This window comes from Serratia proteamaculans, from assembly GCF_013337185.1.
In the GTDB taxonomy this organism is placed as follows: Bacteria; Pseudomonadota; Gammaproteobacteria; order Enterobacterales; family Enterobacteriaceae; genus Serratia; species Serratia proteamaculans_D.
In genome coordinates, this window is the sequence record NZ_SWDE01000010.1 from 1 (window position 1) to 26,810 (window position 26,810).

Annotated in this window: 27 protein-coding genes; 11 read left to right on the forward strand and 16 right to left on the reverse strand. The window is 59.0% G+C overall.

Annotation, left to right across the window (positions count from 1 at the left end; translation table 11 throughout):
- Positions 1 to 15 precede the first annotated feature (15 nt).
- Entirely contained in the window at positions 16 to 1,215 is a 1,200-nt protein-coding gene (gene mtnK, locus FCL49_RS23785) for an S-methyl-5-thioribose kinase (RefSeq protein ID WP_174355380.1), read from the reverse strand.
- A 143-nt stretch (positions 1,216 to 1,358) separates the two neighbouring features.
- Between mtnK and mtnA the strand changes: the two genes are divergently transcribed.
- On the forward strand, positions 1,359 to 2,387 hold the full coding sequence (mtnA, locus tag FCL49_RS23790; RefSeq protein WP_174355381.1) for an S-methyl-5-thioribose-1-phosphate isomerase: 1,029 nt from the start codon (positions 1,359 to 1,361) through the stop codon (positions 2,385 to 2,387).
- 17 nt (positions 2,388 to 2,404) lie between these two features.
- Here the strand turns inward: mtnA and FCL49_RS23795 are convergent, their stop codons facing one another.
- From FCL49_RS23795 to FCL49_RS23805, 3 genes are read right to left on the reverse strand one after another with little or no spacing between them, the layout of a single operon-like run.
- Complete coding sequence (locus FCL49_RS23795) at positions 2,405 to 2,947, reverse strand: 1,2-dihydroxy-3-keto-5-methylthiopentene dioxygenase (protein ID WP_174355382.1); 543 nt, start codon at positions 2,945 to 2,947, stop codon at positions 2,405 to 2,407.
- Positions 2,944 to 3,633: an acireductone synthase gene (gene mtnC, locus FCL49_RS23800; RefSeq protein ID WP_174355383.1), complete on the reverse strand. Its 690-nt coding sequence runs from the start codon at positions 3,631 to 3,633 to the stop codon at positions 2,944 to 2,946. Before mtnC ends, FCL49_RS23795 begins: the two co-directional genes overlap by 4 nt.
- Complete coding sequence (locus FCL49_RS23805) at positions 3,630 to 4,244, reverse strand: methylthioribulose 1-phosphate dehydratase (protein ID WP_174355429.1); 615 nt, start codon at positions 4,242 to 4,244, stop codon at positions 3,630 to 3,632. The genes mtnC and FCL49_RS23805 overlap by 4 nt, the downstream gene beginning before the upstream one ends.
- A gap of 160 nt (positions 4,245 to 4,404) precedes the next feature.
- Here FCL49_RS23805 and FCL49_RS23810 point away from each other — a divergent pair, with 160 nt between their 5' ends.
- Entirely contained in the window at positions 4,405 to 5,565 is a 1,161-nt protein-coding gene (locus FCL49_RS23810; RefSeq protein WP_174355384.1) for a pyridoxal phosphate-dependent aminotransferase, read from the forward strand.
- Positions 5,553 to 6,326: an amidohydrolase gene (locus tag FCL49_RS23815; protein WP_174355385.1), complete on the forward strand. Its 774-nt coding sequence runs from the start codon at positions 5,553 to 5,555 to the stop codon at positions 6,324 to 6,326. The genes FCL49_RS23810 and FCL49_RS23815 overlap by 13 nt, the downstream gene beginning before the upstream one ends.
- A 36-nt stretch (positions 6,327 to 6,362) precedes the next feature.
- On the opposite strand, the gene FCL49_RS23820 is transcribed toward FCL49_RS23815, so the two are convergent.
- The 10 genes from FCL49_RS23820 to FCL49_RS23865 all read right to left on the reverse strand — a co-directional run bounded on the left by FCL49_RS23820 (position 6,363) and on the right by FCL49_RS23865 (position 15,029).
- Positions 6,363 to 7,715, reverse strand: coding sequence for a nucleobase:cation symporter-2 family protein (locus FCL49_RS23820; protein ID WP_174355386.1), 1,353 nt, complete (start codon positions 7,713 to 7,715; stop codon positions 6,363 to 6,365).
- 37 nt (positions 7,716 to 7,752) lie between these two features.
- The gene (gene uraH, locus FCL49_RS23825; RefSeq protein ID WP_174355387.1) at positions 7,753 to 8,088 is read right to left on the reverse strand and encodes a hydroxyisourate hydrolase; all 336 of its coding nucleotides are present in this window, start codon (positions 8,086 to 8,088) and stop codon (positions 7,753 to 7,755) included.
- Positions 8,081 to 8,581: a 2-oxo-4-hydroxy-4-carboxy-5-ureidoimidazoline decarboxylase gene (uraD, locus tag FCL49_RS23830; RefSeq protein ID WP_174355388.1), complete on the reverse strand. Its 501-nt coding sequence runs from the start codon at positions 8,579 to 8,581 to the stop codon at positions 8,081 to 8,083. Before uraD ends, uraH begins: the two co-directional genes overlap by 8 nt.
- Positions 8,581 to 9,837: an allantoate amidohydrolase gene (gene hpxK, locus FCL49_RS23835; RefSeq protein ID WP_174355389.1), complete on the reverse strand. Its 1,257-nt coding sequence runs from the start codon at positions 9,835 to 9,837 to the stop codon at positions 8,581 to 8,583. Before hpxK ends, uraD begins: the two co-directional genes overlap by 1 nt.
- Positions 9,837 to 11,078, reverse strand: coding sequence for a pyridoxal-phosphate-dependent aminotransferase family protein (locus FCL49_RS23840; RefSeq protein ID WP_174355390.1), 1,242 nt, complete (start codon positions 11,076 to 11,078; stop codon positions 9,837 to 9,839). Before FCL49_RS23840 ends, hpxK begins: the two co-directional genes overlap by 1 nt.
- 43 nt (positions 11,079 to 11,121) lie before the next feature.
- Positions 11,122 to 11,865, reverse strand: a complete 744-nt coding sequence (locus FCL49_RS23845) for an amino acid ABC transporter ATP-binding protein (RefSeq protein ID WP_174355391.1) — start codon at positions 11,863 to 11,865, stop codon at positions 11,122 to 11,124.
- Complete coding sequence (locus FCL49_RS23850; RefSeq protein WP_368040127.1) at positions 11,846 to 12,502, reverse strand: amino acid ABC transporter permease; 657 nt, start codon at positions 12,500 to 12,502, stop codon at positions 11,846 to 11,848. The genes FCL49_RS23845 and FCL49_RS23850 overlap by 20 nt, the downstream gene beginning before the upstream one ends.
- Positions 12,502 to 13,167: an amino acid ABC transporter permease gene (locus tag FCL49_RS23855; protein WP_174355392.1), complete on the reverse strand. Its 666-nt coding sequence runs from the start codon at positions 13,165 to 13,167 to the stop codon at positions 12,502 to 12,504. Before FCL49_RS23855 ends, FCL49_RS23850 begins: the two co-directional genes overlap by 1 nt.
- A 12-nt stretch (positions 13,168 to 13,179) precedes the next feature.
- Complete coding sequence (locus FCL49_RS23860) at positions 13,180 to 13,971, reverse strand: transporter substrate-binding domain-containing protein (protein WP_174355393.1); 792 nt, start codon at positions 13,969 to 13,971, stop codon at positions 13,180 to 13,182.
- A gap of 218 nt (positions 13,972 to 14,189) precedes the next feature.
- Positions 14,190 to 15,029, reverse strand: a complete 840-nt coding sequence (locus FCL49_RS23865; protein ID WP_174355394.1) for a MurR/RpiR family transcriptional regulator — start codon at positions 15,027 to 15,029, stop codon at positions 14,190 to 14,192.
- 145 nt (positions 15,030 to 15,174) lie between these two features.
- On the opposite strand from FCL49_RS23865, the gene FCL49_RS23870 reads away from it, so the two are divergent.
- From FCL49_RS23870 to hpxZ, 4 genes are read left to right on the forward strand one after another with little or no spacing between them, the layout of a single operon-like run.
- Positions 15,175 to 16,761 (forward strand): gamma-glutamyltransferase family protein, encoded by a 1,587-nt coding sequence (locus FCL49_RS23870; RefSeq protein ID WP_174355395.1) that lies wholly within the window; start codon positions 15,175 to 15,177, stop codon positions 16,759 to 16,761.
- 25 nt (positions 16,762 to 16,786) lie between these two features.
- A complete protein-coding gene (gene hpxX / locus FCL49_RS23875; protein WP_174355396.1) occupies positions 16,787 to 16,978 on the forward strand; it encodes an oxalurate catabolism protein HpxX in 192 nt (63 codons plus the stop codon).
- Positions 16,975 to 18,375, forward strand: a complete 1,401-nt coding sequence (locus FCL49_RS23880) for an AtzE family amidohydrolase (protein WP_174355397.1) — start codon at positions 16,975 to 16,977, stop codon at positions 18,373 to 18,375. Before hpxX ends, FCL49_RS23880 begins: the two co-directional genes overlap by 4 nt.
- A 3-nt stretch (positions 18,376 to 18,378) precedes the next feature.
- Entirely contained in the window at positions 18,379 to 18,762 is a 384-nt protein-coding gene (gene hpxZ, locus FCL49_RS23885) for an oxalurate catabolism protein HpxZ (RefSeq protein ID WP_174355398.1), read from the forward strand.
- A gap of 31 nt (positions 18,763 to 18,793) precedes the next feature.
- On the opposite strand, the gene FCL49_RS23890 is transcribed toward hpxZ, so the two are convergent.
- Together FCL49_RS23890 and FCL49_RS23895 are read right to left on the reverse strand one after the other, a co-directional pair.
- Positions 18,794 to 19,678: a siderophore-interacting protein gene (locus tag FCL49_RS23890; RefSeq protein WP_174355399.1), complete on the reverse strand. Its 885-nt coding sequence runs from the start codon at positions 19,676 to 19,678 to the stop codon at positions 18,794 to 18,796.
- Between the two features lie 5 nt (positions 19,679 to 19,683).
- The gene (locus FCL49_RS23895; RefSeq protein ID WP_174355400.1) at positions 19,684 to 20,907 is read right to left on the reverse strand and encodes an MFS transporter; all 1,224 of its coding nucleotides are present in this window, start codon (positions 20,905 to 20,907) and stop codon (positions 19,684 to 19,686) included.
- 137 nt (positions 20,908 to 21,044) lie between these two features.
- Between FCL49_RS23895 and FCL49_RS23900 the strand changes: the two genes are divergently transcribed.
- Genes FCL49_RS23900 through FCL49_RS23915 form a run of 4 tightly spaced genes read left to right on the forward strand, consistent with a single transcriptional unit; the run spans position 21,045 to position 26,807 of the window.
- Positions 21,045 to 22,790 carry an IucA/IucC family protein gene (locus tag FCL49_RS23900; RefSeq protein WP_174355401.1) on the forward strand — a complete coding sequence of 582 codons (1,746 nt, stop codon included), beginning with the start codon at positions 21,045 to 21,047 and terminating at the stop codon, positions 22,788 to 22,790.
- Positions 22,787 to 23,737 (forward strand): GNAT family N-acetyltransferase, encoded by a 951-nt coding sequence (locus tag FCL49_RS23905; RefSeq protein ID WP_174355402.1) that lies wholly within the window; start codon positions 22,787 to 22,789, stop codon positions 23,735 to 23,737. Before FCL49_RS23900 ends, FCL49_RS23905 begins: the two co-directional genes overlap by 4 nt.
- Positions 23,734 to 25,482 carry an IucA/IucC family protein gene (gene iucC, locus FCL49_RS23910; RefSeq protein WP_174355403.1) on the forward strand — a complete coding sequence of 583 codons (1,749 nt, stop codon included), beginning with the start codon at positions 23,734 to 23,736 and terminating at the stop codon, positions 25,480 to 25,482. Before FCL49_RS23905 ends, iucC begins: the two co-directional genes overlap by 4 nt.
- Positions 25,479 to 26,807, forward strand: a complete 1,329-nt coding sequence (locus tag FCL49_RS23915) for a lysine N(6)-hydroxylase/L-ornithine N(5)-oxygenase family protein (protein ID WP_174355404.1) — start codon at positions 25,479 to 25,481, stop codon at positions 26,805 to 26,807. The genes iucC and FCL49_RS23915 overlap by 4 nt, the downstream gene beginning before the upstream one ends.
- Positions 26,808 to 26,810: the final 3 nt, after the last annotated feature.

Genomic DNA, 26,810 nt, shown 5'->3' on the forward strand with positions numbered 1-26,810 from the left:
CGGCATTAAGAAGTTTTAGCCGTTTTGGCGGATGCGGGCCACTAACGCGTCTATATGTTCGATCTGCGGAGCGTTGACGATCAGAGCACGCCCCAACCCCAAAGCGTTGCGTTGGCATTCGGCACGCATTTCGGCGTCATCTATGCTGTCCAGATCGGCAACGTGTGCCAGGCCGATAGTTCGGCGGATCAACTCACTACCACAGTAGCCGACAGCATCTGTCCACACCTGCTGCAGGAACTGTTCGGCATAACCCGGCACCGCCAGTGCCGCTTCGCGGGTCTGCTGGTGGCACAATGCCAGGAAGCGATCGGCGAAAATCAACCACAGCTCGCGCACATCCTGCAGACGCTGCTCACGCCCGGCAGCGGCATCGCGCGGCCCGAACAGGCCCGGTAGACCGCAGTAGTTCAGCAACAGATTACCCAGCGCGGTGCCGACATCAAAACCGATCGGGCCATAGAAGCCGAACTCGGCGTCGATCGCCTTCAACTTGCCTTCTGCAACAAAAACCGAACCGCTGTGAATATCCCCGTGCAACAGCGCTTCCGCCTTGCTCAGGAAACGATGCTTCAGTCCGGCGATAGCCAGTCTCAGCGCTGCATCGTTACGCAGCTCAAGCACCTGCGGTAATAGCACCGGTTCGAACTGATTGCGCTCATGGTCGATATAGGGGTCGGTAAAGAACAGATCTTCGGTGATCTGGCACAGCTCAGGGTTGCTAAAGCGGCTGACCTCCGCTTTTTTCTGCTGGGCCGTCTGATAAAAATCGGAGGTATGGAACAGAGTTTGTGCCAAATATTCTGCCAGTTGCCCAGCCGCCAGCGGGTAATAGTGACCCTTGACCAATTCGCTGCGCCAGATGTGATGATCAGAAAGATCCTCCTGCACCATCACTGCCAATTCGGCATCGAGATGTAGCACCTTTACCGTATGCCTTGGGCAAAAACCGCCGTGAATCAACAAGGTCTCCGCTTCAATCCGCGCACGATCAAGCGTTAGCGGCCAGGATTCGCCCACGCAACGTACGTACGGCAGCGCCTGCTTTACGATCACCCGGCTAACGCCATCACGATCGCGGATCTTGAACACCAGATTCAGATTGCCGTCACCAATCTCGTCAGCGCTCACCAGCGCCTGTGGATCGGCTAACTGCCCGTATTGACGAGCATACTCAACGGCATCGGCAGCAGTAAACGTACGATAATGTGACATCCCCAACCCCTTTAATCTTTCTCACTGACCCAGCGATTATATTTTTTAGACGTAAAAGCATTTGGACGTCTATACATCCGGAAGTCATGTTGGCAGAATAGCTTTCCAGATGCAATAACTACGCAACAAGGAATTAACCGTCGATGCAAGCGCTTAACACCACCAGTTTGACCTTGAGTGACAACCGACTTTGGATCCTCGATCAGCAGGCTTTGCCGCAGGAAAAACAGTGGCGCAGCTGCGACAGCGTGGAAGAACTGGTCGATCATATCCTTACCCTGCGAGTACGGGGTGCACCGTTGATCGGCCTGTCCGCCAGTCTGTTATTGGCCTTGCTGGCAGAGCGCGGCTTGCCGCGTGAAGAACTGGAGCAGGCACTGATCACTCTGCGTGCCTCACGGCCAACGGCAGTCAACCTGATGAACAACCTGGACCGCATGAAGCTGGCACTGGCACAGCCGCAATGGGTACCTGCGATGATGGAAGAAGCGCTGCGATTGGTGGAAGAAGACCGAAAATTGTGCGATCGCATTGCCGATCACGGTGCCGAACTGGTGAAGCCCGGCAGCCGCCTGCTGACCCACTGCAATACCGGGGGCCTGGCCACCGCCGGTATTGGGACCGCTATCGGCGTATTGTTGCGTGCTCATCAGCAGGGCAAGGTGCAGCAAGTGTGGGTCGATGAAACGCGTCCGCTATTACAGGGCGGCCGGCTGACCGCCTGGGAACTGGGTGAACTGGGTATCCCCTACCGGCTGATTTGTGACTCCATGGCGGCCAGTCTGATGGCGCAGGGCCAGGTAGACGCCGTATGGGTGGGGGCCGATCGCATCGCTGCCAATGGTGACGTCGCCAACAAGATTGGCACCTATAGCCTGGCGGTACTGGCGCACTACCACCGCATTCCATTCTACGTCGCCGCGCCGCACACTACTCACGATCCACACTGCCCGAACGGGGCTGCCATCCCGATTGAGCAACGGGCCGCAGCTGAAGTGACCGGTGTCACCGGCAGCTTTGGCTCATGCCAGTGGGCACCCGTCGATGCCCCGGTTTATAACCCGGCGTTTGACGTGACACCGGCGGCATTGATTAGCGGTTGGGTCTTTGACAGCGGCGTGATCACGCCACAACAGGTTAATGAAGGGATTTTCCAACGGGCGTTGGGTTAACGCCCGTGTTGTAGCGCTCAGTCGAGACGCGGATAGGCATCGGCGATGTTATCGCCGGTGAAATGCGCCACCCAGCCTTCCGGGTTATCGAACACGCGGATGGCAGTGAAATTCGGTGCTGAGCCCATATCGAACCAATGACGGGTATTGGCCGGTACCGAGATCAGATCGTTCTTCTCACACAGGATCTGGAAGATCTTGCCCTCCAGATGCAGGCAGAACAGCCCGGCCCCCTCTACAAAGAAACGCACTTCATCTTCGCCGTGGGTATGCTCGGACAGAAACTTGCTGCGCAACGCTTCGCGCTGGGCATTATCCGGACGCATGCTGATCACATCCCAGCTCTGGTAGCCCTTCTCCGCCACCAACCGGTCGATTTGATGCTGATACGCGGCGATCACCGCCGCCGGCTCCGGGTTTTCACCCAGCTCACGATCCGCCTGCCAGCGTTCAAAACGTACGCCAATCTTCGCCAGTTGCTGCTCAATGGCCTGCGCGTCACGGCTCTGCCACAACGGCTGTTGCGGCTCTTTATCGCTGAAAATGGTCAATCCACTCATGAGGCAAACTCCCCTAAATCGATTTGATCAAAACGGTTAACCTGCGGATGCCGGCTCTGACTATCGGCTTCATCGCGGATCAGTTGGCAGGTATGCCAACCCGCGACACGCGCGGCGTCCAGCTCTTGATGAATGTCGGAAAGAAATAACAGTTCATCAGGGGCGATACCGATTTTACCGGCGATATTAAGGTACGAAGCGGTTTCACGCTTGGCACCGACGTGAGTATCGAAATAACCGCTGAACAGCGGTTGCAGATCCCCGGCATCGCTGTAGCCGAACAACAGCTTTTGCGCCTCTACCGAACCGGAAGAATAGACGTACAGCTTCAGCCCCTGCTGCTGCCAGGCGGCCAACTGCCCGGCCACCTCGGGATACAAATGCCCGCGGAAATCGCCGTTCTGATAACCGCTGCGCCAAATGATACCTTGCAGCGCCTTCAGCGCGGTGGATTTGCGGTCTTCGTCCATAAAGCGGTACAGCGCAGTAATCAGTTGCTCAATATCCGCCTGCGGCTGGTCAAGCTCCTGGCGTAAGGCGGTCAGTGGCGCGGCGACTTCGGCATCTTCTGCATGAAGACGGACAAATGTGGCCAGGCGTTTACGTGCGTAGGGGAACAGCACCTGATGAACGAAACGGATATCGCTGGTGGTGCCTTCAATGTCGGTAACGATGGCGCGGATCATTTTGCCTCCAGTAAACGGCGTTGCAGTTCGCACTGGAACAGGAATTCCAGCCCTTCAAGATGACGACGAGCCTCCGCGACCTGGCGCCCCCAGCAATACAGACCGTGGCCGCGCACCAGAAAACCGTACTGCAACGGCGTGACTTCGGCATGGGCTGCCACACGTGCCGCTAGTCGCGAGATATCCTGATCGTTATCGAAAATCGGGATCACCACGCTGTCCAGATGCGTAGTCTGCCCACCGAGTGATTTTTGCATTTCATAACCCTGCAATACCAGCCCATCGCTGCGTTCAACCCGCGACAGCACGGTCGCATTCACCGAATGCGTATGCAGCACCGCACCAATCTGCGGGTACAAACGGTAAATAAGGGTATGCAGACCGGTTTCCGCCGATGGCGTGCGACCGCTCGGCACATGGTTGCTGGCGGTTTCCACCAGCAGGAAGTCATTTTCGGTCAGGCTGCCCTTATCCTTGCCGGATTCGGTGACCAGACAATGTTGATCATCGAGACGCAGCGACATATTGCCGCCGGTCGCCGGGCACCAGCCCTTTTCACCAATCCAGTGACAGGCCGACAGTAACGCTTTAAGTTGCTGATTTTCAGTCATTAACATTTTTTGACCTGTAGGTTATAAGCAAATGATGCCTAGAATGATTTGATTAAGGGTAAGACTTTTTCTTCATTTAGCCATCTAAGCGTCTTGATTGCCAAATACTAACATCGTGTTATATTGACGGCAACATAAGCGCCAGGAGTATTAGCCTACGATGAGCACTTCAGCACTGATTCCCGAAAGTAAACTACCCGCGCTGGGCACCACTATTTTCACCCAGATGAGTGCGCTGGCGGCGCAGCATCAGGCAATCAACCTGTCGCAGGGCTTCCCCGATTTCGATGGCCCGGACTACCTGAAAGAACGTCTGGCCTGGCATGTCGGCCAGGGGGCGAACCAATATGCACCGATGACCGGCGTTGCCCCACTGCGCGAAGCCATCGCCGAGAAAACCGCTGCTCTGTACGGCTGGCTACCGGACGCCACTAACGAAGTCACCATCACGGCGGGTGCCACCGAGGCACTGTTTGCCGCCATCAGCGCGCTGGTGCGCCCGGGTGATGAAGTTGTCTGCTTTGATCCCAGCTACGACAGCTATGCACCGGCGGTGACCCTATCCGGGGGCACGCTAAAACGCATTGCGTTGCAGCCGCCGGCATTCAGCGTCGACTGGCAACAGTTTGCCCAAGTGCTGTCACCGCGCACCCGGCTGGTGATCCTCAACACACCGCACAATCCTTCTGCTACTGCCTGGCAAGCGGAAGATATGCAGCAACTGTGGCACGCCATTAGCGATCGCGAGATCTACGTGCTCAGTGATGAAGTCTACGAGCACATCTGTTTCGCCAGGGGCGGCCACACCAGCGTGTTGGCCCACCCGCAACTGCGCCAACGCGCCATCGCGGTGTCCTCTTTCGGCAAGACCTTCCACATGACCGGCTGGAAAGTGGGTTACTGCGTAGCACCGGCAGCGCTGAGCGCGGAAGTGCGCAAGGTGCATCAGTACCTGACCTTTTCGGTCAATACCCCGGCCCAGTTGGCGCTGGCGGATATGCTGCGCAGCGAGCCGGAACACTGGCAGCAGCTGTCGGCATTTTATCGCGCCAAGCGCGACCGTTTTGTGCAGGCGCTGTCCAGCAGTCGACTGGAAATTTTGCCCTGCGAGGGTACATACTTCTTGCTGGCAGATTACAGCGCCGTCTCCGATTTGGACGACGTGGCGTTCTGCCATTGGTTAACCGAGCACGTTGGCGTGGCGGCGATCCCGCTGTCAGTCTTCTGTGCCGATCCTTTCCCCCATAAATTGATCCGGCTGTGCTTCGCTAAACAGGATGCCACGCTGGATGCGGCTGCGGAGCGGTTATGTCGACTTTAAAAATTACCCTGTTGCAGCAACCTCTGGTTTGGCGTGATGGCGAAGCCAACCTGCGGCATTTTGATGAGCTGTTGGCGCCCTTAAGCGGCCGCGATTTGATTGTACTGCCGGAGATGTTTACCACCGGTTTTGCCATGGATGCCGGGGAAAGCGCACTGCCGGAGCAACAGGTTATCGACTGGCTGCACGGCTGGGCGAGCAAAAGTAACGCTCTGGTCGGCGGCAGCGTGGCACTGAAAACCGCCGAAGGCGCGGTTAACCGTTTCCTGCTGGTGGAGCCGAACGGCCGGGTGCATGCCTATGATAAGCGCCACCTGTTCCGCATGGCCGGTGAGCACCTGCACTATCAGGCAGGCAAAAAACGTGAAATTTTCGAGTGGCGCGGCTGGCGCATTCTGCCGCAAATCTGCTACGACCTGCGCTTCCCGGTGTGGTCACGCTATCAGCAGGATTACGATCTGGCGCTGTACGTCGCCAACTGGCCAGCCCCGCGCAGTAAACACTGGCAAACGCTGTTGGCCGCTCGCGCCATCGAGAATCAGGTGTATGTGGCCGGCTGTAACCGCGTCGGCGAAGACGGTAACGGCCTGAACTACAGCGGCGACAGCCTGATCCTCAGCCCGCAGGGGGAAACGCTGGCCCAGGTGGAACCTGGTGCCGCCGCACGGCTGGACGCCGAACTGTCGCTGGAAAACCTGCAAAGCTACCGCAGCGCCTTCCCGGCCTGGCGTGATGCCGACAGCTTCCTGCGCCACGATTGATATTCTCGGGCGCGGTTCTGAACTGCGCCCGTCATTTCAGGAAACCTCCTCTCCCGCCGTATTGTCTTGTGTAGCATCAATAGGGTTAAACAGCAGGTTCAGCAGCAACGCCACCAGACAAGAAGCGCTGATACCGGAATGCAATAAAGTACGTACCCAGCCCGGGAACTGGTCATAGAAACTCGGCATCACTATCGGGATCATACCAAAGGCAATTGCCGTCGCGACCACCACCAGATTCATGTTGTCCTTATAATCCACTTTCGCCAGAGTACGAATGCCACTGGCCGCCACCGAGCCGAACAACACCACACCGGCCCCCCCCAATACCGGCAACGGAATACAGGCCACCAGCCGCCCCAGCACCGGCAGAACCCCCAGCAGCACCAAAATGGCCCCACCGGCACTGACCACAAAGCGGCTCTTCACGCCGGTGATCGCCACCAGCCCGATATTTTGGGCAAACGAGCTTTGCGGGAACGAGTTGAATACCGGTGACAACGCGCTCGACAGCATATCGGCACGCAAACCGTTGGCGATACGGCGTGCGTTCACCGGTGAACCGACAATCTCGCCGACCGCCATCAGTCCGGCGGTGGTTTCCGTCAGCAACACCAGCACTATTAATAGCATGGAGATAATCGCACTCAGTTCGAAGGTCGGCCAACCATAGGCAAATGGCTCGGGAAAGGCCAACCATGGCCCGTTGCCGACGGCGGCAAAGCTCACTTTACCAGCCAGGAGCGCCGCCACGCAGCCAATCACCATCGCCAGCAATACCGACAGTCGTTTCAGCGCCGGAGAACCCACCTTATTGAGTAGCAAAATCACCATCAGCGTGAATGCTGCCAGGCCAATATTTCCGGTCGATCCCCAGTCTGCCGCCCTGGCGTTGCCGCCCATGGCCCAGCGCACCGCCACCGGCATCAGCGACAGCCCGATCACCGTCACTACGGTGCCGGTCACCACGGGCGGAAAGAAACGGATAATTTGCGAAAAGAATGGCGCGATCAACAGCCCGACCAGCGAAGCGGCGATCACCGCGCCAAACACCGCCGGTAGCCCGCCATCACCGGTGACAATCGTCACCATGGTCGCCACCCCGGCAAAGGAAACGCCTTGTACCAGCGGCAGTCGCGAACCGAAGCCGGGTGCCCCAAGAGTTTGCAGCAAAGTCGCCAGCCCACTGACAAACAGGGCTGCCGTCACCAACATGCCAATCTGCGGCGCACTCAACCCTGCGGCCGAACCGATGATCAAGGGCGGCGCGATAATCCCACCGTACATGGTCAGAATATGCTGTAAACCGTAGGCGAAGGTCTTTGCCAGCGGCAGTTTTTCATCTTCCGGGCAGCACGAAGCCGCACCCTTATCCTGAGACAGAGCCATAAGTACCTCGTCAATGCGGGTTAACCGCTAAGGGCGTTTAACTGCCCCGGTAGGTCGAATAGGAATACGGGCTGATGAGCAGCGGTAAATGGTAATGCTGCGCCGCATCCTGGATGACGAAATCGATAATTGCCGTGGCGTACAGCGTGGCACGCAGGTCAGCGGCAAAGTAAGCGCCGAGATCGGCAGACAGGCGGTAATGTCCGGCGCCCAGACTGTCAGAGGTGAGATCACGCGCGCGGCCGTCAGCATCGGTCTGGCTCTCTGCCAGAGTTCGCCACTGCCCGTCCTGTTGATATTCCAGCCACACCCGTACGCCCGCAGCGGGTTTACCCAGTGAGGTGTCCAGAATATGGGTGCTGATATTACTCATCGCTCAGTAACTCCTTAAAACGCAGCATGGTGATTTCACGCAGTTGTTCGGCTGTTTCCTGCCGTTCCTGTTCCACACTGTTGCTCAATCGCCTTTGCAACTCGCGCAGAATGCTCTGGCCGTCACGACCGGCGGCACGGATCAAAAACACCTGGCCAAATTGCTGTTCATAGCGTCGATTGCCGACCCGCAGCGCTTCGGTCAGCTCTGCATCCTGCGCGTTGACCGCCGCTTGTTCACGCTGCGAAAACTGCGCCTCTTGCCCCTGGCCTTTGGCCCGTTCGCCGATACGCGGATGCTGCGCCAGTGCCTGGCTGACCTCTTCCGGCTGCCAGCGCAATGCCGCCTGCCAGGCCACCGCCAGTGCGGCTTCAAGGCTGCTGAATGGCCGCGCCACCATCACCGCCGCAATCCAGGCCGCAATATCCACGCAGGGCCGCAGTAAACGTTCAGCCTCCGCCTCCGGTAACTGATTAAATCGCTGCAGACGCATCAGCCATCCTCCCAACTGCCAACCGTCTGGCAGTAAGTCTGGATCGCCAGCGCCACGTCGGACTGGCTGACGGCTTCGGCCGGATGGTGGCTAATGCCGCGATCGCAGCGGACAAACAGCATCCCCACCGGCCAACAGGCCGCTACGGCAATAGCATCATGCCCGGCACCACTCGGCAACGCCATGCTGCGCCCCTGAACCGCCATCACGCCCTGCTGCCAGCGCTGTTGCAAATTTGCATCACAAGCCGTTGCATTTATGCGGTAAAACTCTTCGCTGTCAAAACGCAGTCCCCGACGGGTACAGATCGCCTGCGCCTGTTCCAGCAGTTGCGTCAGCAACGCCGCCAGCGGGCCATCTTCCGGCCCACGCACGTCCAGCGACAGCCTGACCTCACCGGGGATCACATTAACTGCCCCTGGCAGGCTTTCAATCCGGCCGACGGTCGCCACCAGATGTCCGTCACCGGCCGAGGTCATCGCCTCTACCGCCACCATCCATTCTGCCGCCGCCGCCAGTGCGTCTTTGCGTTGCCCCATCGGCACGGTACCAGCATGCCCAGCCTGACCGGTAAAAGTGCAGTTAAGCCGACGGGCACCGTTAATCGCCGTCACCACGCCCAAAGCCAGATCGGCGACCTCCAGGCACGGTCCCTGTTCAATATGCAGTTCCAGATAGCCACAAATATCACTGGGTGCTCGCCGCGCTTCACCGACGGCTGCAGGATCCAGCCCAAACTCACGCAACGCCTGTGCCACGCTGATACCGTCGGCATCGGTGCGCTGCAGCCAGTCGGCTGGCCACTGGCCGGTAATGCCCCGGCTACCCAGCAGCGCGATACTAAAGCGTGTGCCCTCTTCATCGGCAAAGCCAATCACCTCCACCGCCACCGGCAAACGTCGCTGCTGCCGATGCAAATGCGCCACCACTTCCAGCGCGGTCAACACGCCGAGCATGCCGTCATAGCGCCCGGCGTTGCGTACCGTATCCAGATGCGACCCGAGCAGCAGTGCGGGGGCATTGGGCGTTTGGCCTTCATAGCGGCCACAGAGGTTGCCGACGCTGTCCTGCCAAACTTCCATGCCGATAGTGCGCATCCAGTCGCCGACCAGCTGGTTGGCGCGTTGATGCTCCGGTGACAGGTAGACCCGCGTCAACTGGCCCGGTGTGGCGCTGATCGCCGCCAGCGCATCGCAGCGGTCCATCACCCGTGCCGCGGCCTGCTCCGCCTCCTGGGCGGTTAACAGCGCCGCCATCAACGACTCCCGTCGTCGTAGGTATTCCAGGCCGCCTGCAGCGCTTCGCCCTGTTGGCTGGCGAAACCCAGCCGGTTCAGCACCGCTTCCAGTGCAGTCAGAGTCTGCAGCACGCAGTCTTTACGCGCGTTATAACCCATGGTGCCGATGCGCCAGATTTTACCCTGCAGCGGACCGAACGAGGTGCCGATCTCAATGGCGAAGTCGTTCAGCATCATCTGGCGTACCTGCTCGCCATGAACCTGCTGCGGGATCACCACGCCGAGCACGTTATTCATTCGGTTCTCAAGGCTGCCGAACACTTCCAGCCCCATACCCTGAATGCCGGCCAGCATGGCCGCGCCGTGCAGCTTATGACGGGCGATGGTGTTATCCAGCCCTTCTTCCAGGATCACCCTGGCGCACTCGCGCGCGGCAAACAGCATGCTGGTGGCTTCGGTATGGTGGTTCAGGCGCTCCGGCCCCCAGTAATCCATGATCATGCCGAGATCGAAATAGTTGGAGTAGATCATCTCATCCTCACCATCCGCGTGATCGAGGGTGCGTATGCCCTGCTCCACGCATTTGCGGCGGCGAATAATCTCTTCAAACTGCGGGCTGAGCGTGACCGGCGAACTGCCCGATGGGCCGCCCAGGCATTTTTGCAGACCGGCGGAGACCGCATCCAGCCCCCAGGCGTCGGTTTCCAGCGGGTTACCGCCAAAAGAGGCAGTGGCATCGGTGTAAAACAGCACGCCGTGGCGGCGACAGATATCTCCCAATTGCTCCAGCGGCTGCAGCATGGTGGTGGAGGTGTCGCCTTGCACCGTCAACAGCAGGCGCGGACGTACCTTCTTGATCGCGTCTTCAATCTGGTCGGCACTGAATACTTCGCCCCAGGGCACCTCGATGCTGTGTACTTCGGCGCGACAGCGGCGGGCTATCTCACACAACAGATGGCCAAAACGACCGAATACCGGTACCAGCACCTTGTCTCCAGGGCGAATGGAGGAGACCAGCATGGCTTCGATACCGGAGCGAGAAGTGCCGTCCACCAGCATCGTCCAGCGGTTTTCGGTGCGGAACAATGCGCGATACAGTTCCATCACCTGATTCATGTAACCGGTCATCGCCGGATCGTACTGACCAATCAACTGGCTCGACATGGCACGCAGCACGCGCGGATCCGCGTTGATCGGCCCCGGCCCCATCAACAGGCGGGCGGGTGGGTTAATCTGATCGAATTGGGTGATATCTAACATGTTAATTCCTTACCAGCTTAATAACTTAATAAAGTTGATGGCATCAGTTCTCAGACAGACCGCGGACCGACGCAATAAACTGTTTTAATTCCTGCGTTTGCGGATTGGCGAACAGCGTGCGGCTATCGCCCTGCTCCCAGACCTTGCCCTGGTGCATAAACACCACCCGGTCTCCGACCTCGCGGGCAAAGTTCATTTCATGGGTCACCAGGATCAGCGTCATGCCCTCTTTGGCCAGCTGTTCCAGCACTTTCAGTACTTCGCCCACCAGTTCAGGATCCAACGCCGAGGTAATTTCGTCACACAGCAACACTTTCGGGTTCATCGCCAGCGCCCGCGCTATCGCCACCCGCTGCTGCTGGCCGCCGGAAAGGTTGGCCGGTGAGTAATGCATCCGTTCGCCCAGCCCGACCTTATTCAACATCTCTTCCGCCAGCTCGCGGCATTCGGCCGAGCTTTTCTTCAGCACCCGACGCGGCGCCAGCATCACGTTCTCCAGCGCGGTCATGTGCGGAAATAAATTGAAGTTCTGGAACACCATGCCAATGGAGCGACTGATTTCACGCGCCTGCGAATCGCGATCGGTCACCGTCATGCCGCCCAGTTTGATACTGCCTTCCTGATAACCTTCCAACCCGTTGATGCAGCGTAACAACGTGCTTTTTCCGGAGCCGCTGCGGCCGATGATCGAAATCACCTGGCCCATGTCGATATCCAGATCCACGCCCTTCAGTACATGGTTCTGACCGTAATATTTTTGAACCTGATTAATTGTGATGAGCGGCATGGAATTTCTTCTCCAGATAATGACTGTAGCGCGACAGCGGATAACACATCAGGAAATAGCCCAGCGCCACCAGACCAAAAACTTTAAAGGGTTGATAAGTGACGTTGTTCAGCATGGTGCCGGCCTTGGTCAGTTCGACAAAACCGATGATCGACGCCAATGCGGTCCCCTTGATCACCTGAACCGAAAAGCCGACGGTAGGTGCAATGGCAATACGCACGGCCTGCGGCACGATCACCCGCACCAACGCCTGGCCAAAACTCAGCCCCAGACAGCGCGACGCTTCCCACTGGCCTTTCGGCAAGGCGGCGATGCTGCCGGACCAGATATCCACCAGAAAAGCGCTGGTGAATAACGTCAGCGCCAACGCGGCCGCGGTCCAGGGGCTAACATCAATGCCGAACAGTGCCAGCCCAAAAAAGGCCAGGAACAGCTGCATCAGCAGTGGCGTGCCCTGAAACAGCTCGGAATAACCGCGAACCAACCGCAGCGCCCACGTACGTTTGCTCAGGCGTAGCAACAACAGCGGCAGCGTCACCAGGGTGCCGCCAAAAAACGCCGTCAGCGACAGCAGCAAGGTCCAGCGCGCCGCCAGCAGCAGGTTGCGCACAATGTCCCAGTCGGTAAAAGTCAGCATCAGCCCTGGCTCCCTAGAAAACGGCGTCCGGCGGCCAGCAACAGCTGCCGCATCAGTATCGACAACAGCAGGTAAAATAGCGCCGTCACCAGATACACCTCAAAACTGAGGAAGGTGCGCGACTGGATCAGGTTGGCGGCGAAGGTCAACTCTTCAAACGACACCTGCGACACCACCGATGACCCCAGCATGACGATAATGCACTGGCTGACCAGCGCCGGATAAATCCGCTGCAGCGACGGCGGCAGCACGATGCGCAAAAAAGTCTGGCTGCGGCTGAGACCCAGTACCCTGCCGGCCTCCCACTGGCCTTTCGGCGTCACCTGAATACCGGCACGGATAATTTCGGTACTGTAAGCCCCCAGGTTTATCACCATAGCCAGCAGCGCCGCCTGCCCGGCGGTCAGTTTCCAGCCCAGGCTCGGCAGGCCGAAGACGATGAAGAACAGCTGCACCACGAACGGCGTATTGCGTACCACCTCAACGTAAATGCCCCAAACGCGACTAACCAGGTTAACCTTGCCGCTGCGGATCGCCGCACCACAAATACCCAGCGCCACCCCGATCAACGTGGCCAGAGCCGTCAGCTCAATGGTGGTCAACAGACCGGCCAGCAATTCAGGCAGGTAAGGCCACAGCGCAGGAAAGTTCAGCTGATAGGTCATCAGGCGCCCCCGTTATGCACCGAAGTCGACAGGCAGCGGCGCTTTCAGCCATTTCTCGGACAGACCATTGAGGGTGTTATCCTTCAATGCCTGTTCAATCAGTTGGTCCACTTTGGTTTTCAGCGCCGGTTCACCCAGACGCAGCCCGACATAGCAGGGTGAATCTTTCAGCATAAATTTGGCCACCGGTGCCTTGGTCGGGTTCTGCCGCGCAATGGCGCTCACCACCAGATTGCCGGTAGCGATGTATTGCACCTGACCGGACAGATAAGCCGACAGTGTGGTGTTGTTGTCTTCATAGCGTTTAATCTGCGTGCCCTTCGGCGCGGTGTCGCTCAGCACCATGTCTTCCACCGCACCGCGCGTCACGCCGATGGTTTTACCGTCCAGTTGCGCGGCGTCTGCCAGCACCGACTCTTTCGGGCCAAATACGCCCAGGAAGAACGGCGCATAGGTGCGGCTGAAGGCGATCGCCTTCTCGCGTTCCGCGTTTTTGCCCAGGCTGGAAATCACCAGGTCAACCTTGTTGGTCTGCAGATAAGGCACGCGGTTGGCGCTGGTGACCGGCACCAGCTGCAACTTAAGTTTCATCTTGTCGGCCAGATACTGCGCCATATCGATGTCATAGCCCTGTGGCTGCAGATCGGTGCCCACGGAGCCGAACGGCGGGAAGTCCTGCGGCACCGCTACCCGCAGCACGCCGCGCTGCTGAATTTCCTGCAGTTGATCCGCCATCGCCGAAGCGGCCTGAGCCATCAACAGCACTGCACCTAATGCCACTACGCCGATTTTCTTGAAGTTCATAGACTATCCCCGATGGTGAAATTATGAAACAAAAGATTCTTTGATCACCACTCTGCAACTAATGTGCCAATAAGCGACATCAGCAACGATCGGCTTTAGTGTCGGTAAGTTAGGGGATTAAGCTGGGAATTCCCCTGTCAAGGTGATGACAGGGTGAATGAATAAAGCGGGCAAATTGCGCACCATCAAAGTGCGTCAGCACCAAAATAGCGCTGGGATCAGCGCTGCTCCAACTCATCCAGACCCGTATACAGATCGGCGATCTGGTGAATGCGTTGCCGCCCCTGCGCCAGCGTCTCGTGCAGCAGGGCATTGCTGAGCAGGTTGGCCAGACTCATGGCAGCGGAATAGCTGTCAAAGGCGGAAACGCTGTCGAGCGGCGCCGCCAGATGCCAGTTCGCCAGCGGGATCAGCGCCTGTGCCTGGGGTTCACACACCAGCAGTGTCGGCACCTGCTGAACCTGCAATTGTGTCAACAACGCCCGCATCTGGCGCGGTCGGCGACGAAACGCCACCACTATCGCTACATCTTGCTGGGCCAGATCTACCAGCTCTTCCGCCAGTGTCTGACCCGGCTGCGGCACCAGTAACACCTGCTCACGCACCTGCATCAGTTGCTGGCGCAGGTGCATCGCCACCGGATAACTATTGCGAAACCCCATCAACACCACGCGCCGCGCCTGCACCAAAGCAGCAATCACTGCGTTGAACTGGTCGGCATCAATATGGTTCACCCACTGGGTAAGGTTAGCCATTTCCTGCTTGTAGTGGCGCGCCAGCAAGGTATTGCCCTGCACCGCATCCCGGTTATCGGTCAGCGGCATACCGCTCTGGCGCAGCGTGCGCAATTCGTCACGCATAGCGCGGTAGCTCGGGTAGCCCAGGCGTTTGAACAAGCGGCTGACGGTGGCTTTGGAGACGCCGCTCAGGCGTGCCAGCTCGGCGCTGTTGTAGCTGATCAGGTCATCGAAGTGATCGAAAATAAAATCGGCCACCCGCTGTTCCTGCGGCGTGAGCTGCGGATATTCCCCGCGCAGGCGTTCATCAATCTGCTGCATTGCTACTCCTGCTGTAACCTTTGTTTCAGCGGAACATAGCACGGTCAATCCACCCGCTGGCAAGCGATTATTGCCCTGGCAGAAAACATGGAACGTCTCTTGCTTGTGTTTGAGGCAGACGCTGACCTCAAACAAGGGCCAAGAAATGATTAACAGCAACACCGCGCCATTGGGTATGGCCGTCACGCCGCACCACCTCGCCAGCGAAAGTGCACTGGCGATACTGCGCAAAGGCGGCAACGCGATTGAAGCCATGGTCGCCGCCGCCGCTACCATCGCCGTGGTCTACCCACACATGAACGGCCTGGGAGGTGACGGGTTCTGGCTGATCGTGCCGCCGCAGGGGGATCCGGTGGCCATCGACGCCAGCGGCGCAGCCGGATCGCTGGCCACGCTGGATTTTTACGCCGGTGAAAGTCACATTCCCCATCGGGGACCCAAAGCCGCACTGACCGTCGCCGGTACCGTCGGTGGCTGGCAGGAAGCACTGGATTACTCCGCTGAATTGGGCGGCGAAAAGTTGCCGCTGCCACGCCTGCTGGCAGATGCGATTCGCTACGCCGCGGACGGTATTCCGGTCACGGCCTCGCAGGAGGCGGCTACCCGCAGCAAATATCATGAGCTGGCCGATCGGGAGCATTTTGCCCGCACCTATCTGCCGCACGGTGAAATTCCTCACGCCGGGCAGCGTTTCTGTCAGCCGCAGTTGGCGGACACCCTGATAGCGTTGGCCGAACAGGGGTTGGACAGTTTCTATCGCGGCCGATTGGCAGAGAGCATGGCGGCGGATATGGCCAGGCTGGGCATGCCACTCACTGCGCAGGATCTGGCGGATTATCGGCCACGCCGCCGTACGCCGCTGCGGCTGGAGCATCAAAAAGGTGAGATCTTTAACCTGACGCCGCCGACTCAGGGCCTGGTGTCACTGGCGATCCTCGGGCTGACCGACCGTCTGCCGCTAGCCAGCCGCAGCGAAGGCGCGGTGGTACATGGCATCGTCGAAGCGACCAAACTGGCTTTCGGCCTGCGTGACCAATTCATCACCGATCCGCGTCAGATGACTCAGGATCCACAGGCGTTACTGGCGGCCGAACATCTGGATGCGCTGGCCAGGCGCATCGATCCTGAACAGGCCGCCGCCTGGGGGAAAGGCAAAGGGCCGGGCGATACCGTGTGGATGGGGGTGATGGACAGCAGCGGTCTGGCGGTGTCCTTTATTCAAAGCATTTATCACGAATTCGGCAGCGGCGTAGTACTGCCGCAAAGTGGCGTGCTGTGGCAAAACCGTGGCGCGTCCTTCAGCCTGGATGCCGCACATTTGCTGGCACTGGCGCCGGGTAAACAACCTTTCCACACTCTGAACCCGGCAGCGGCACGCCTGTATGACGGACGCACTCTGGTGTACGGCTCGATGGGCGGCGACGGCCAACCGCAAACCCAGGCGGCGGTGTTTGTCCGCCATGTGGTACAGGGGTTGCCGCTGCAACAGGCGATCAGCGCGCCGCGCTGGCTGCTCGGCCGCACCTGGGGTGAAAGCTCCGACTCATTAAAACTGGAGGGGCGTTTTAGCGAAGAAACCCTGGCCTACCTGCGTCAACGCGGCCACGAGGTGGAACTATTACCGGATTTCAGCGAGGCGGTCGGCCATGCCGGCGCCATTGTTCGCCATACTAACGGCATGCTCGAAGGCGCTTTTGATCCACGCAGCAACGGCAGCGCCGCCGGCTTCTAGCCGCTCTCTCAATAAGGGGATCCCCATGAACCATCCACCTGCCACCGACTGGGCGGCTTATATCAGCCAGATGGAGAACATACTGGCCCTGGAATTGAATGACGCACGCCGTCAGGAACTGCTGATCCAATTCAACCGCATCGCCGCAATGGCCGAGCCGCTGATGGCCCTGCCGCTCGATCAGCGCCTGGAAACCGCCGGAGTGTATCGAGCATGAATCCGTTAAACGCACTGTCGATCGCCGAGACTCGCGCCGCCCTGAAACAGGGCGCGATTTCCGCCCGCGAAATAGCCCAGCACACGCTGGACAATATCGATACCCTGAACCCCTCGCTGAACGCCTATACCCACGTCACCCGTGAACGCATGCTGACGGAGGCCGATCATCTCGATCGCGCCCGAGCCAAAGGGCAAGCTCTACCCAGCCTGGCGGCCATTCCTTATGCGGTGAAAAATCTGTTCGATGTCACCGGCGAAACCACCCTGGCCGGTGCCAGCCTGTTTTGCGATAACCCGCCCGCCAAACAGGACGCCTGGGTAGTCAACAAGCTGGCGGCACAGGGCGCGTTGCTCTCCGGCATGCTGAATATGGATGCCTATGCCTACGGTTTCACCACCGAAAACAGCCACTATGGCGCAACGCGTAACCCACACGACACCACGCGTATTGCCGGGGGTTCCTCTGGGGGGTCAGCGGCTGCGGTCGCCGCCGGGCTGGTAACATTTTCACTCGGCAGCGATACCAACGGCTCAATACGCGTGCCCTCTTCGCTGTGCGGTATCTTCGGACTGAAGCCGACCTTTGGCCGCCTGTCGCGCAGCGGCAGCCAGCCGTTTGTCGCCAGTCTGGATCATGTCGGCCCCTTTGCCCGGCGGGTGCGCGATCTGGCCGCGGTGTATGACGTGATGCAAGGCACCGATATCGAAGACCGCTTCCAGGCGGATAAACCGATTACCCAAACCGAATCGCTGCTGCCGCGTGGCCAACAAGGACTGCGTTGTGCGGTGCTGACCGGCTATTTCCAGCAATGGTGCAACGAAGACGCCAAAGCGGCGGTGCAACAGGTCGCTCAGGCGCTGGAAGCCATTACCGAAGTTGAACTGCCACAGGCTGAACTGGCGCGTTCGGCGGCGTTTATTCTCACCGCCGCCGAGGGAGGTAATCAGTATCTGCCGCAGTTGCGCAGCCAGCCTGAGCGCTTTGAACCGCTGTCGCGCGAGCGGCTGCTGGCCGGGGCCATGCTACCCGCCGCCTGGTACCTGCAGGCACAACGTTTCCGCACCCATTTCCAGCAGCAGGTATTGCCGCTGTTTGAACACTGGGACATTCTGATCGCCCCGGCAACACCATGCGGCGCGACGGTTATTGGTCAGGAAACCATGCGTATCAACGGCACCGACCTGCCGATCCGCGCCAGCATGGGCATGCTGACGCAGCCGATCTCTTTTCTCGGCCTGCCGGTGGTGACGGTCCCGCTGAAAACGGCGTCTGGATTGCCGATCGGCCTGCAGCTTATCGCACCGCCATGGCGTGAAGATCTGGCGTTGCGAGCCGCCTATGCGCTGGAGCAACGCGGCGTAGCGATCTGTGTTTTACCAGGGAAACAGGATTAATTAATGAAGAGTGAATATATCGACAGGCCGGCAGTGCTGGCAGAGGTGAACGCCGCCTTTTATCGTTACGAACAGGCGCTGACTGGCAATGATATTGAAGTTTTGGACGAGCTGTTTTGGCACGACGGGCGAACCGTCCGTTATGGTGCGACGGAGAATTTGTACGGTATCGATCAGATCCGCGACTTCCGCCAACAGCGGCCATCAAAAGGGCTGGATCGCCTGCTGGAAAACACCGTCATCACCACCTACGGTGACGATATGGCCGTCGCCAGCACCGAGTTCCGCCGCCCCGGCAGCGACAGCGTCGGCCGTCAGATGCAAACCTGGGTCAAATTGCCCTGCGGCTGGCGCATCGTCGCCGCGCATGTGAGTATAATGGGATAAGACTCAGGGCGCGAGCATCGCGCCCTTTAACTCAACACCAATAGGCCATAAAGTTAACGGTGGAACGGTCCAAATCGCGTTCGCCAATCAGGTAACGGCGCAATGCCTTCACTGCTGAGGATTCTGCCGCGACCCAGGCGTAGAAGCTTTTCGCCCCTTCAGCCCGTTCCCACAGCAGGTCGCCGCCCAGGCTGTTTTCGGTCAGCGATTGTGACTGCGTACGCGCCGACTCTGGAATATTCACCCGCTGGCGCACCGATTCCACCAGCAAGGTGCCGTGCATCTGCTGATGTCCCACATCACGCGGCAGCCAATACACTTCGGCAAACGGGAAGCGGTCCATATTCAGGCAGTCACCCGCGACCGGCACTTCAAAGAATGCCTGCACCCGTGGCGGATTGGCCTGCTGCGCCAGCTGTTCCAAAATACCCACCGCCGCCGGCACCGCAGTTTCATCGGCGATCAGCAGTGCCTGTTGCAATGCGCTCGGCGGTGCCCATTCGTAACCGCCGCTGTCGCCGTCAAAATCGGCATTGGGCGCAACCGCCTGCAGGGTATCACCCGGTTTAGCCCCGGTCGCCCAGGCGGAAGCCGGGCCGTTGACGCCATGCAACACAAACTCGACGTCCATCTGATGGAGTTCAGTGCGCAAGGCTCGCAGCGTGTAAGTACGCATCACCGGGCGCTGTTCTTTGGGTATCGCCATATAATGACGATACCAGTCGTCGCTGTTTTCCAGACAGGAAGGCTGACCATTCTCCGCCGGGAACAACAGTTTGATGCGCTGATCCGGCGCCTCCAGCTTCATGCGATGGACGTCCGGTCCTTCGAAAACGCAGCGCAGTAACGAAGGCGATACGTTTTCTTTTACTTTCAGTGTGATATCAAAAACTCTGTAGCTTGATGTGCCGGACATAACTGTTACTCTCCCGCAGAATTTACCCTGACACGGTGCTGGCACCACAGCCAGCCGCTGATACCGCCCAACAGCACCGCCATCGTCAGAGCCGCCGCAATCAGCTGCGACTCACCATAAAACCTGGCCACCACCGGCACCATCAGCGCGCTCAGACCGTAACCCAGCGTGTGGCTGGTGGCGATGACTCCCGACCCTTTGCCGGTGGACAATTTATCATTCAGCAACAGTTGGTAGCCCGGTGTCGCCATAGCCGCGCCAAAGGAAGCCAACGCACAACCGGCATAGAACAACGCCAGCGGCTGAGCGCACATCAGGCCCAGCCCGACCACCATCAATACGGCGGCAAGCAGCAGCAATTGTGACGCGCTAAAGCGCTGTGGCCGCACCACCAGAAACTGTGCCAACAAGGTACAACCCGCCGCTACGCTCAACAGCACCGCCACATGATGGCTGACGCTGGTGGCAGAGTGGCTGAATAAACGACTCAAATGCGGCGCCAACCCGAGTTGCATCAGGCTGACCGAAGCCGCCAACAGGACCGCGCACAGCAGATAAGGCACCATATTGAGACGCAGCCGGTTTTGCTGATGGGCTACCGGTGGCAAAGGCGGATCGTTATGCTGACGGCATATCACCAGCAAGGCGATTAATGGCGCAAGCGCCATCAGCCACAGCGGCGCCATCGGATGAATCGACAACGCCAACGCGGCGCACAAGGGTCCTAGCAGCCGTCCGCAGCTCAGCCCGGAGCTGATGGTGGCCAGCGCCGACATACGCTGTTCGTAACCGGCCCGCTGCAGGGCCCAGGTCTGACTGGCCGGCACCATGCCGGACACCGTCAAGCCATAGATAATCCGTGCCACGATCAGGGCGCCCAATCCCGGCATTGGCGCAAGCCAGCCTGCCGCCAGCCCCCAAACCGCCATTGCCAGTAAAGCAAAACTGAACAAATACCCTGCTAATGCCATGGTTACTACAAACTTGCAGCCGCGAATTTCCGACTGCTTGCCCCACCAGGGTGAGCCGACCAGAAACAGCATCGAGCCGAGCGTTAATAGCCCGGCCCAGACGGAAAGCGACAGATGAGTCATGCTGACCAACACCGGCAATGCCACCAGCAGGCCGTTTTGCCCGATGCCCAACAACCCGGCACAAAGCGCCAGCGGCCAATTGGAAGGAGACGTATTCCCAATTGTCGGTGATTTAGGGGGAGAAGAAATATGCATCAAACGTAAATTTACCGTTAATAAAATTATAAGGTTATGTTCAATTCATTGAAAAATTGTATCATAGGACGATTGATAACAATAAATATTATTGATATAAGAATCATTCTCAATTGATTCAACAGTGAAATGGGATCATGACAATCCAGTTTGAAACCGCGACGACCGACGTGGCTGCACAATGTTTTCTCAACGCATTGATGCGTGAAACCCGGGACTGGCAAATCGTTCCGGCGGCCAGCCACCAACAGTATCCGCAACTGCACATTCCACTTTCGCCTTCTCAGGCTATTCGCATCGCTTTACGCCATACTTCCCCCACCCAGCATCACCAGTACCTGTTCCCCGCTTATCTGTATCAGCAGGATGACGGTGCCGGGGTTGCGCTGAGCGTGGAACAGCTGGTGACCTTGCTGCTGGAAAAACCGGCGGTGAAAGGCGAACTGTCGGATGAAGTGGTAGCCCGCTTCCGTCAGCGAGTGCTGGAGAGTCATGACAACACCCAGCAGGCAATCAATATTCGTCTGGATTGGCCCGCGCTGCGCGACAAGCCGCTGAATTTCGCTCAGGCGGAACAAGGTCTGCTGGTGGGGCACGCCTTCCACCCTGCCCCGAAGTCTCATGAGCCATTCAACCATCAGCAGGCTCACCGCTATCTGCCGGATTTTGCTGCCAGCTTCCCGCTGCGTTGGTTTGCCGTTGATAAACGCCAACTGTGCGGCGACAGCCTGAACCTGACGCTGCAGCAGCGCCTGCAACGTTTTGCCGCCGAAAGTGCCCCGCAGCTGTTGGCACACTTTAGCGATAATGTCTGGCTGCTGCCGATGCATCCCTGGCAGGCCGACCATTTACTGACGCAGGGCTGGTGCCAGGATCTGGTGACCCAGGGACTGCTGTGCGATCTGGGTGAAGCCGGCGAACGCTGGCTGCCTACCAGTTCTTCGCGCTCGCTGTACAGCGCCAGTAACCGTGACATGATCAAATTCTCCCTTAGCGTGCGTTTGACCAACTCGGTGCGCACCCTGTCGGTAAAAGAAGTGAAGCGTGGGATCCGCCTGGCACGTCTGGCGCAAACGCCGCGCTGGCAACAGTTACAGGCGCGCTATCCAACCTTCCGCGTCATGCAGGAGGACGGCTGGGCCGGTCTGCGCTCGGCAGACGGCAGCATCCAGGAAGAAAGCCTGATGGCGCTGCGCGATAACCTGCTGTTCGAGCAGCCGCAAAGCCAAACCAACGTGTTGGTGACGCTGACCCAGGCCGCGCCGGATGGCGGCGACAGCCTGCTGGCTGCCGCGGTACGCCGTTTGGCCAGCCGCCTGAATCTGCCGTTGCAACAAGCCACCCACACCTGGCTGGATGCCTACTGCCAACAGGTGCTGCTGCCGCTGTTCAGCACCGAAGCCGATTACGGGCTGGTGCTGCTGGCTCACCAGCAAAACATTCTGGTAGAGATGCAGCAGGACCTGCCGGTCGGCATGCTGTATCGCGACTGTCAGGGCAGTGGTTTTACCCGTGACGCCGGCCCCTGGCTGGAAGAAATTGGCGAAGCCGATGCGGAAAACCGCTTCAGCGAGCAACAGTTGCTGCGCTACTTCCCTTATTACCTGCTGGTGAACTCCAGCCTGGCGGTCACCGCCGCACTGGCCGCGGCCGGTTTCGACAGTGAAGAGGCATTGATGGCCCAGGTACGCGACGCACTGAGCGGCCTGCGCGCCAGTGCCAAAAACACCCTGTGCCTGGACTACGTGCTCGACAGCAGCCATTGGAACTGTAAAGGCAACTTCTTCTGTTACCTGCACGACCATAACGAAAACACCATCGTTGATCCGGCGGTGATTTACTTCGATTTCGTTAACCCGCTGCGCCAGGGGGCCACCCAATGATGCCGCACGCCAAACTGATGCATGCCGCCAGCGGTTTCCGCTGCGAACGGCTGGAACGGGAGTTGCAGCTTGGCCTGGGCCTGGACGGCAGCGCCGTATTGCACTATCCGGGCCCACTGCCACAGGGCTGGCTGGTTCAAGCGTTAGACCAGTTACTGGTGGCCGCGCCGCAGCTCAGCGGTGTTACGCTGCCCTACGCGCAATGGCGTGAAGAACCGCAGGCGCAGGCGCTGTTCGCCCTGGCCAGCGGTGATTATCTGGCACGCGAAACTTTTTATCAGTTGCCGCTGTGGCTGATGGCTGAACGCAACCGCGCCTCCGGCCAGATGCAGTATGACGCCGAACGCAGCCTGTGGTACCCACAGCGCCCGGCGCGTCCCAGCGGTGAGGTCTATCGCCGTTACGATCCGCAGTTGAAGAAAACCCTCAGTTTCCGCCTGCCGGAAGTGGAACGCGACGCCGAACAGTTCACCCGCTGGATGAATTCACCGCGCGTTGACGCCTTCTGGGAAATGAGTGGCCCACTCGAAACCCAGGCCGCCTACCTGCAGCGTCAACTGGATTCCAGCTACTGCTACCCGCTGCTGGGTTGCTTTGACGATCGTCCGTTCGGCTATTTCGAAGTTTATTGGGCGCCGGAGGATCGCATTGGCCGCCATTATCGCTGGCAACCCTTCGATCGTGGGCTGCACATGCTGGTGGGTGAAGAAGACTGCCGCGGTGCACAGTACATCCGCAGTTGGCTACGCGGCCTGACGCATTATTTGTACCTGGATGAGCCACGTACCACCAGGGTGGTCGCCGAGCCGCGTGCCGACAACCAACGCCTGTTCCGTCATCTGCCTGCCGCCGGTTATCACACCCTTAAAGAGTTTGATTTCCCACATAAGCGTTCGCGTTTGATCGTGAATCAGCGCGCCGAATTCTTCCAGGAGACCTGCGTATGATGACCCCGGATTACGCCGACTGGCAGCGCGTTAACCGCCAGATGATCGCCAAGATCCTCGCCGAGCTGGAATACGAGCGAGCGCTGCAGGCCGAGCTGCACGACGGACAATGGCACATTGCGTTGGGCGACGCCCACTACAGCTTCCACGCCGAACGCGGCATCTGGGGCTGGCTGCACATCGACCCGACTACGCTGGCCTGCGATCAATTGCCGTTAGCCGCCGACCAAACGCTGCGCCAACTGGCGCAGGTGTTGAAGATGGACGATGCGCAGGTTGCAGAACATCTGGAAGACCTGTACGCCACGTTGCGTGGCGATATGCAGTTGCTGTCTGCCCGCCACGGCATGAGTGCGCAGGATCTGATTGCGCTGGACGCCGATGCGCTGCAATGCCTGCTGGCCGGACATCCCAAGTTTATCTTCAACAAAGGCCGCCGTGGTTGGGGCCTGACCGCGCTGCAGCAGTATGCCCCGGAATACCAGGGCCAGTTCCGCCTGCACTGGGTGGCGGCCAAGCGTAGCAGCTTCGTCTGGTGTGCCGATGAAGAATATCCGCTGACTCAGTTGCTCGATAGCGCCATGGACAGCGCCGAACGCCAGCGCTTCGATCGCCGTTGGCACGAGCTGAAACTGACCCATGACTGGATCCCGGTCCCCCTGCATCCGTGGCAGTGGCAGCAAAAGATCGCGCTGCACTTCCTGCCGCAGTTGGCCGAAGGTGAACTGGTGGAGTTGGGGGAGTTTGGTGACAACTATTTGGCGCAGCAATCGTTGCGTACCCTGACCAACATCAGCCGCCGCTCCGCCTTCGACATCAAGCTCCCGCTGACCATTTACAACACCTCGTGCTATCGGGGCATTCCTGGCAAGTACATCAGTGCCGGGCCGGCCGCTTCCCGCTGGCTGCAGCAGATCTTTAGCGAAGACAGCACGCTGCGTGCCAGCGGCGCCGAGATCCTGGGTGAACCGGCGGCGGGTTATATGACCCACCCAACCTACGCTTCCCTGGCCAAAGCGCCCTACCGCTATCAGGAAATGCTCGGCGTAATCTGGCGTGAGAACCCGTCTTGCTATCTGCAGGAAGGCGAACAGGCCATTTTAATGGCGACGCTGATAGAAACCGACAACCATGGCCAGCCGCTGATCGCCGCCTATATTGCTCGCTCTGGCCTGAGCGCTGAAGCCTGGCTGCAACAGATGTTCAGCGTGGTGGTGTTGCCGATGTATCACCTGATGTGCCGCTACGGCGTGGCGCTGATCGCCCACGGGCAGAACATCACGCTGGTGATGAAAAACCACGTGCCTCAACGCGTGCTGCTTAAAGACTTCCAGGGAGATATGCGCCTGGTGGATAAGGACTTCCCCGAAGCGGCGTCGCTGCCGAAAGTCGTCAAGGACGTCACCGTGCGTCTGTCCGCCGACTATCTGATCCATGACTTGCAAACCGGCCATTTCGTCACCGTGCTGCGCTTTATTTCGCCGCTGATGCAAGCCTGTGGAGTCAGTGAAACCCGTTTCTATCAACTGCTGGCAAAGGTGTTGGAAGGCTATATGGCTCAACATCCGGACATGGCAGAACGCTTTGCTCTGTTTGATCTGTTTAAACCACAAATCATTCGCGTGGTGCTCAACCCGGTGAAACTCACCTATTCGGAGCAGGATGGTGGCAGCCGCATGTTGCCGAACTATCTGCAGGATCTGGATAACCCTCTTTATCTGGTCACCAAGGAGTTTGCCCAATGAATCAGCCCCTGGATTTCATCGGCATTGGCGTAGGTCCGTTCAACCTCAGTATTGCCGCACTCGGCAGCGAAATTGCCGGTTTTAACAGTAAGTTTCTCGAGCGCAAACCGCACTTTTCCTGGCACCCCGGCATGATGGTGCCGGATTGCCATATGCAGACCAGTTTCCTCAAGGATCTGGTCAGCGCGGTATCGCCGACCAATCCCTATAGCTTTATTAACTATCTGGTGAAGCGGAAGAAATTTTACCGTTTCCTGACCACCGAGCTGCGCACGGTGTCGCGTGAAGAGTTTGCCGACTACCTCGACTGGGCGGCCAATGGCCTGAAGTCGCTTGAGTTCAGCCAGGACATTCAAAGCGTGGATTTTGACGACCAGCAGCGCCAATTTGTCGTCACCACCCAGCGTGCCACCTACCGGGCACGCCACGTCTGTCTGGGCATCGGCAAACGCATCAAGCTGCCGGACTGCGTGACCGAACAAAACGACCGCTGCTTCCATGCCAGCGAGATGACGTTGCGCAACCCGGATTTGACCGGCAAGCGCGTCACCATCGTCGGCGGAGGCCAGAGCGGTGCCGATCTGTTCCTGAACATCTTCCGCGCCGAGTGGGGCCAGCCGGCGCAGTTGAACTGGATCTCGCGCCGCAACAACTATAACGCCCTGGATGAAGCCGCCTTCGCCAACGAGTACTTCACCCCGGACTACGTTGACAGCTTCTATGGCCTGAACGACAGCGCCAAGCAACGCATGCTGACCGAGCAGAAGATGACCTCCGACGGCATCACCAGCGACTCGCTGTTGGCGATTTACCGGGCGATGTATCACCAGTTTGAAGTGCTGCGCGAAAAGCCCTGGGCGCACCTGTTACCCAGCCGCTCGCTGGCGGCGATCCAGGCCGCAGGCAACGGCTGGCAGTTGGTAACCCACCATCATCTCGATCAGGGCAAAGAAACCTTCGATACCGATGTGGTGATCTTCGCTACCGGCTATCAGCAGGATCGCCCGGCGTTTCTTGAACCGCTGGCGGAGCGTCTGTTAACCACCGCCGATGACCAGTATCGCGTGGCCCCCGACTTCACCCTGGAGTGGCAAGGCCCCAAGGAAAACTGCCTGTTTGCGGTTAACGCCGGCATGCACAGTCACGGCATCGCCGAACCCCAGCTCAGCCTGATGGCCTGGCGTTCGGCTCGTATTCTCAACCGGGCATTAGGACGCGACCAGTTCGATTTAACGTCCACCCCGGCGGTGATCCAATGGCGTAGCCAGCAACCGGGCACCCCTGCCCGTGCGGCACACGCCATGCTCAATTACACCGAGTTTTAACTA

Excerpts from the sequence above, each read along its gene's own strand:
- FCL49_RS23840 (WP_174355390.1), bottom strand. The coding sequence starts at position 11,078 with ATGTTAGATATCACCCAATTCGATCAGATTAACCCACCCGCCCGCCTG.
- FCL49_RS23890 (WP_174355399.1), bottom strand. The coding sequence starts at position 19,678 with ATGTCCGGCACATCAAGCTACAGAGTTTTTGATATCACACTGAAAGTA.
- FCL49_RS23815 (WP_174355385.1), top strand. The coding sequence starts at position 5,553 with ATGTCGACTTTAAAAATTACCCTGTTGCAGCAACCTCTGGTTTGGCGT.
- FCL49_RS23805 (WP_174355429.1), bottom strand. The coding sequence starts at position 4,244 with ATGACTGAAAATCAGCAACTTAAAGCGTTACTGTCGGCCTGTCACTGG.
- FCL49_RS23795 (WP_174355382.1), bottom strand. The coding sequence starts at position 2,947 with ATGAGTGGATTGACCATTTTCAGCGATAAAGAGCCGCAACAGCCGTTG.
- uraD (WP_174355388.1), bottom strand. The coding sequence starts at position 8,581 with ATGCGTCTGCAGCGATTTAATCAGTTACCGGAGGCGGAGGCTGAACGT.
- mtnA (WP_174355381.1), top strand. The coding sequence starts at position 1,359 with ATGCAAGCGCTTAACACCACCAGTTTGACCTTGAGTGACAACCGACTT.
- hpxX (WP_174355396.1), top strand. The coding sequence starts at position 16,787 with ATGAACCATCCACCTGCCACCGACTGGGCGGCTTATATCAGCCAGATG.
- FCL49_RS23820 (WP_174355386.1), bottom strand. The coding sequence starts at position 7,715 with ATGGCTCTGTCTCAGGATAAGGGTGCGGCTTCGTGCTGCCCGGAAGAT.
- FCL49_RS23870 (WP_174355395.1), top strand. The coding sequence starts at position 15,175 with ATGATTAACAGCAACACCGCGCCATTGGGTATGGCCGTCACGCCGCAC.
- FCL49_RS23810 (WP_174355384.1), top strand. The coding sequence starts at position 4,405 with ATGAGCACTTCAGCACTGATTCCCGAAAGTAAACTACCCGCGCTGGGC.
- FCL49_RS23880 (WP_174355397.1), top strand. The coding sequence starts at position 16,975 with ATGAATCCGTTAAACGCACTGTCGATCGCCGAGACTCGCGCCGCCCTG.
- FCL49_RS23855 (WP_174355392.1), bottom strand. The coding sequence starts at position 13,167 with ATGACCTATCAGCTGAACTTTCCTGCGCTGTGGCCTTACCTGCCTGAA.
- hpxZ (WP_174355398.1), top strand. The coding sequence starts at position 18,379 with ATGAAGAGTGAATATATCGACAGGCCGGCAGTGCTGGCAGAGGTGAAC.
- mtnC (WP_174355383.1), bottom strand. The coding sequence starts at position 3,633 with ATGATCCGCGCCATCGTTACCGACATTGAAGGCACCACCAGCGATATC.
- FCL49_RS23900 (WP_174355401.1), top strand. The coding sequence starts at position 21,045 with ATGACAATCCAGTTTGAAACCGCGACGACCGACGTGGCTGCACAATGT.
- FCL49_RS23850 (WP_368040127.1), bottom strand. The coding sequence starts at position 12,502 with ATGCTGACTTTTACCGACTGGGACATTGTGCGCAACCTGCTGCTGGCG.
- uraH (WP_174355387.1), bottom strand. The coding sequence starts at position 8,088 with ATGAGTAATATCAGCACCCATATTCTGGACACCTCACTGGGTAAACCC.
- FCL49_RS23845 (WP_174355391.1), bottom strand. The coding sequence starts at position 11,865 with ATGCCGCTCATCACAATTAATCAGGTTCAAAAATATTACGGTCAGAAC.
- FCL49_RS23860 (WP_174355393.1), bottom strand. The coding sequence starts at position 13,971 with ATGAACTTCAAGAAAATCGGCGTAGTGGCATTAGGTGCAGTGCTGTTG.
- FCL49_RS23865 (WP_174355394.1), bottom strand. The coding sequence starts at position 15,029 with ATGCAGCAGATTGATGAACGCCTGCGCGGGGAATATCCGCAGCTCACG.
- hpxK (WP_174355389.1), bottom strand. The coding sequence starts at position 9,837 with ATGGCGGCGCTGTTAACCGCCCAGGAGGCGGAGCAGGCCGCGGCACGG.
- FCL49_RS23915 (WP_174355404.1), top strand. The coding sequence starts at position 25,479 with ATGAATCAGCCCCTGGATTTCATCGGCATTGGCGTAGGTCCGTTCAAC.
- mtnK (WP_174355380.1), bottom strand. The coding sequence starts at position 1,215 with ATGTCACATTATCGTACGTTTACTGCTGCCGATGCCGTTGAGTATGCT.
- FCL49_RS23905 (WP_174355402.1), top strand. The coding sequence starts at position 22,787 with ATGATGCCGCACGCCAAACTGATGCATGCCGCCAGCGGTTTCCGCTGC.
- FCL49_RS23895 (WP_174355400.1), bottom strand. The coding sequence starts at position 20,907 with ATGCATATTTCTTCTCCCCCTAAATCACCGACAATTGGGAATACGTCT.
- iucC (WP_174355403.1), top strand. The coding sequence starts at position 23,734 with ATGATGACCCCGGATTACGCCGACTGGCAGCGCGTTAACCGCCAGATG.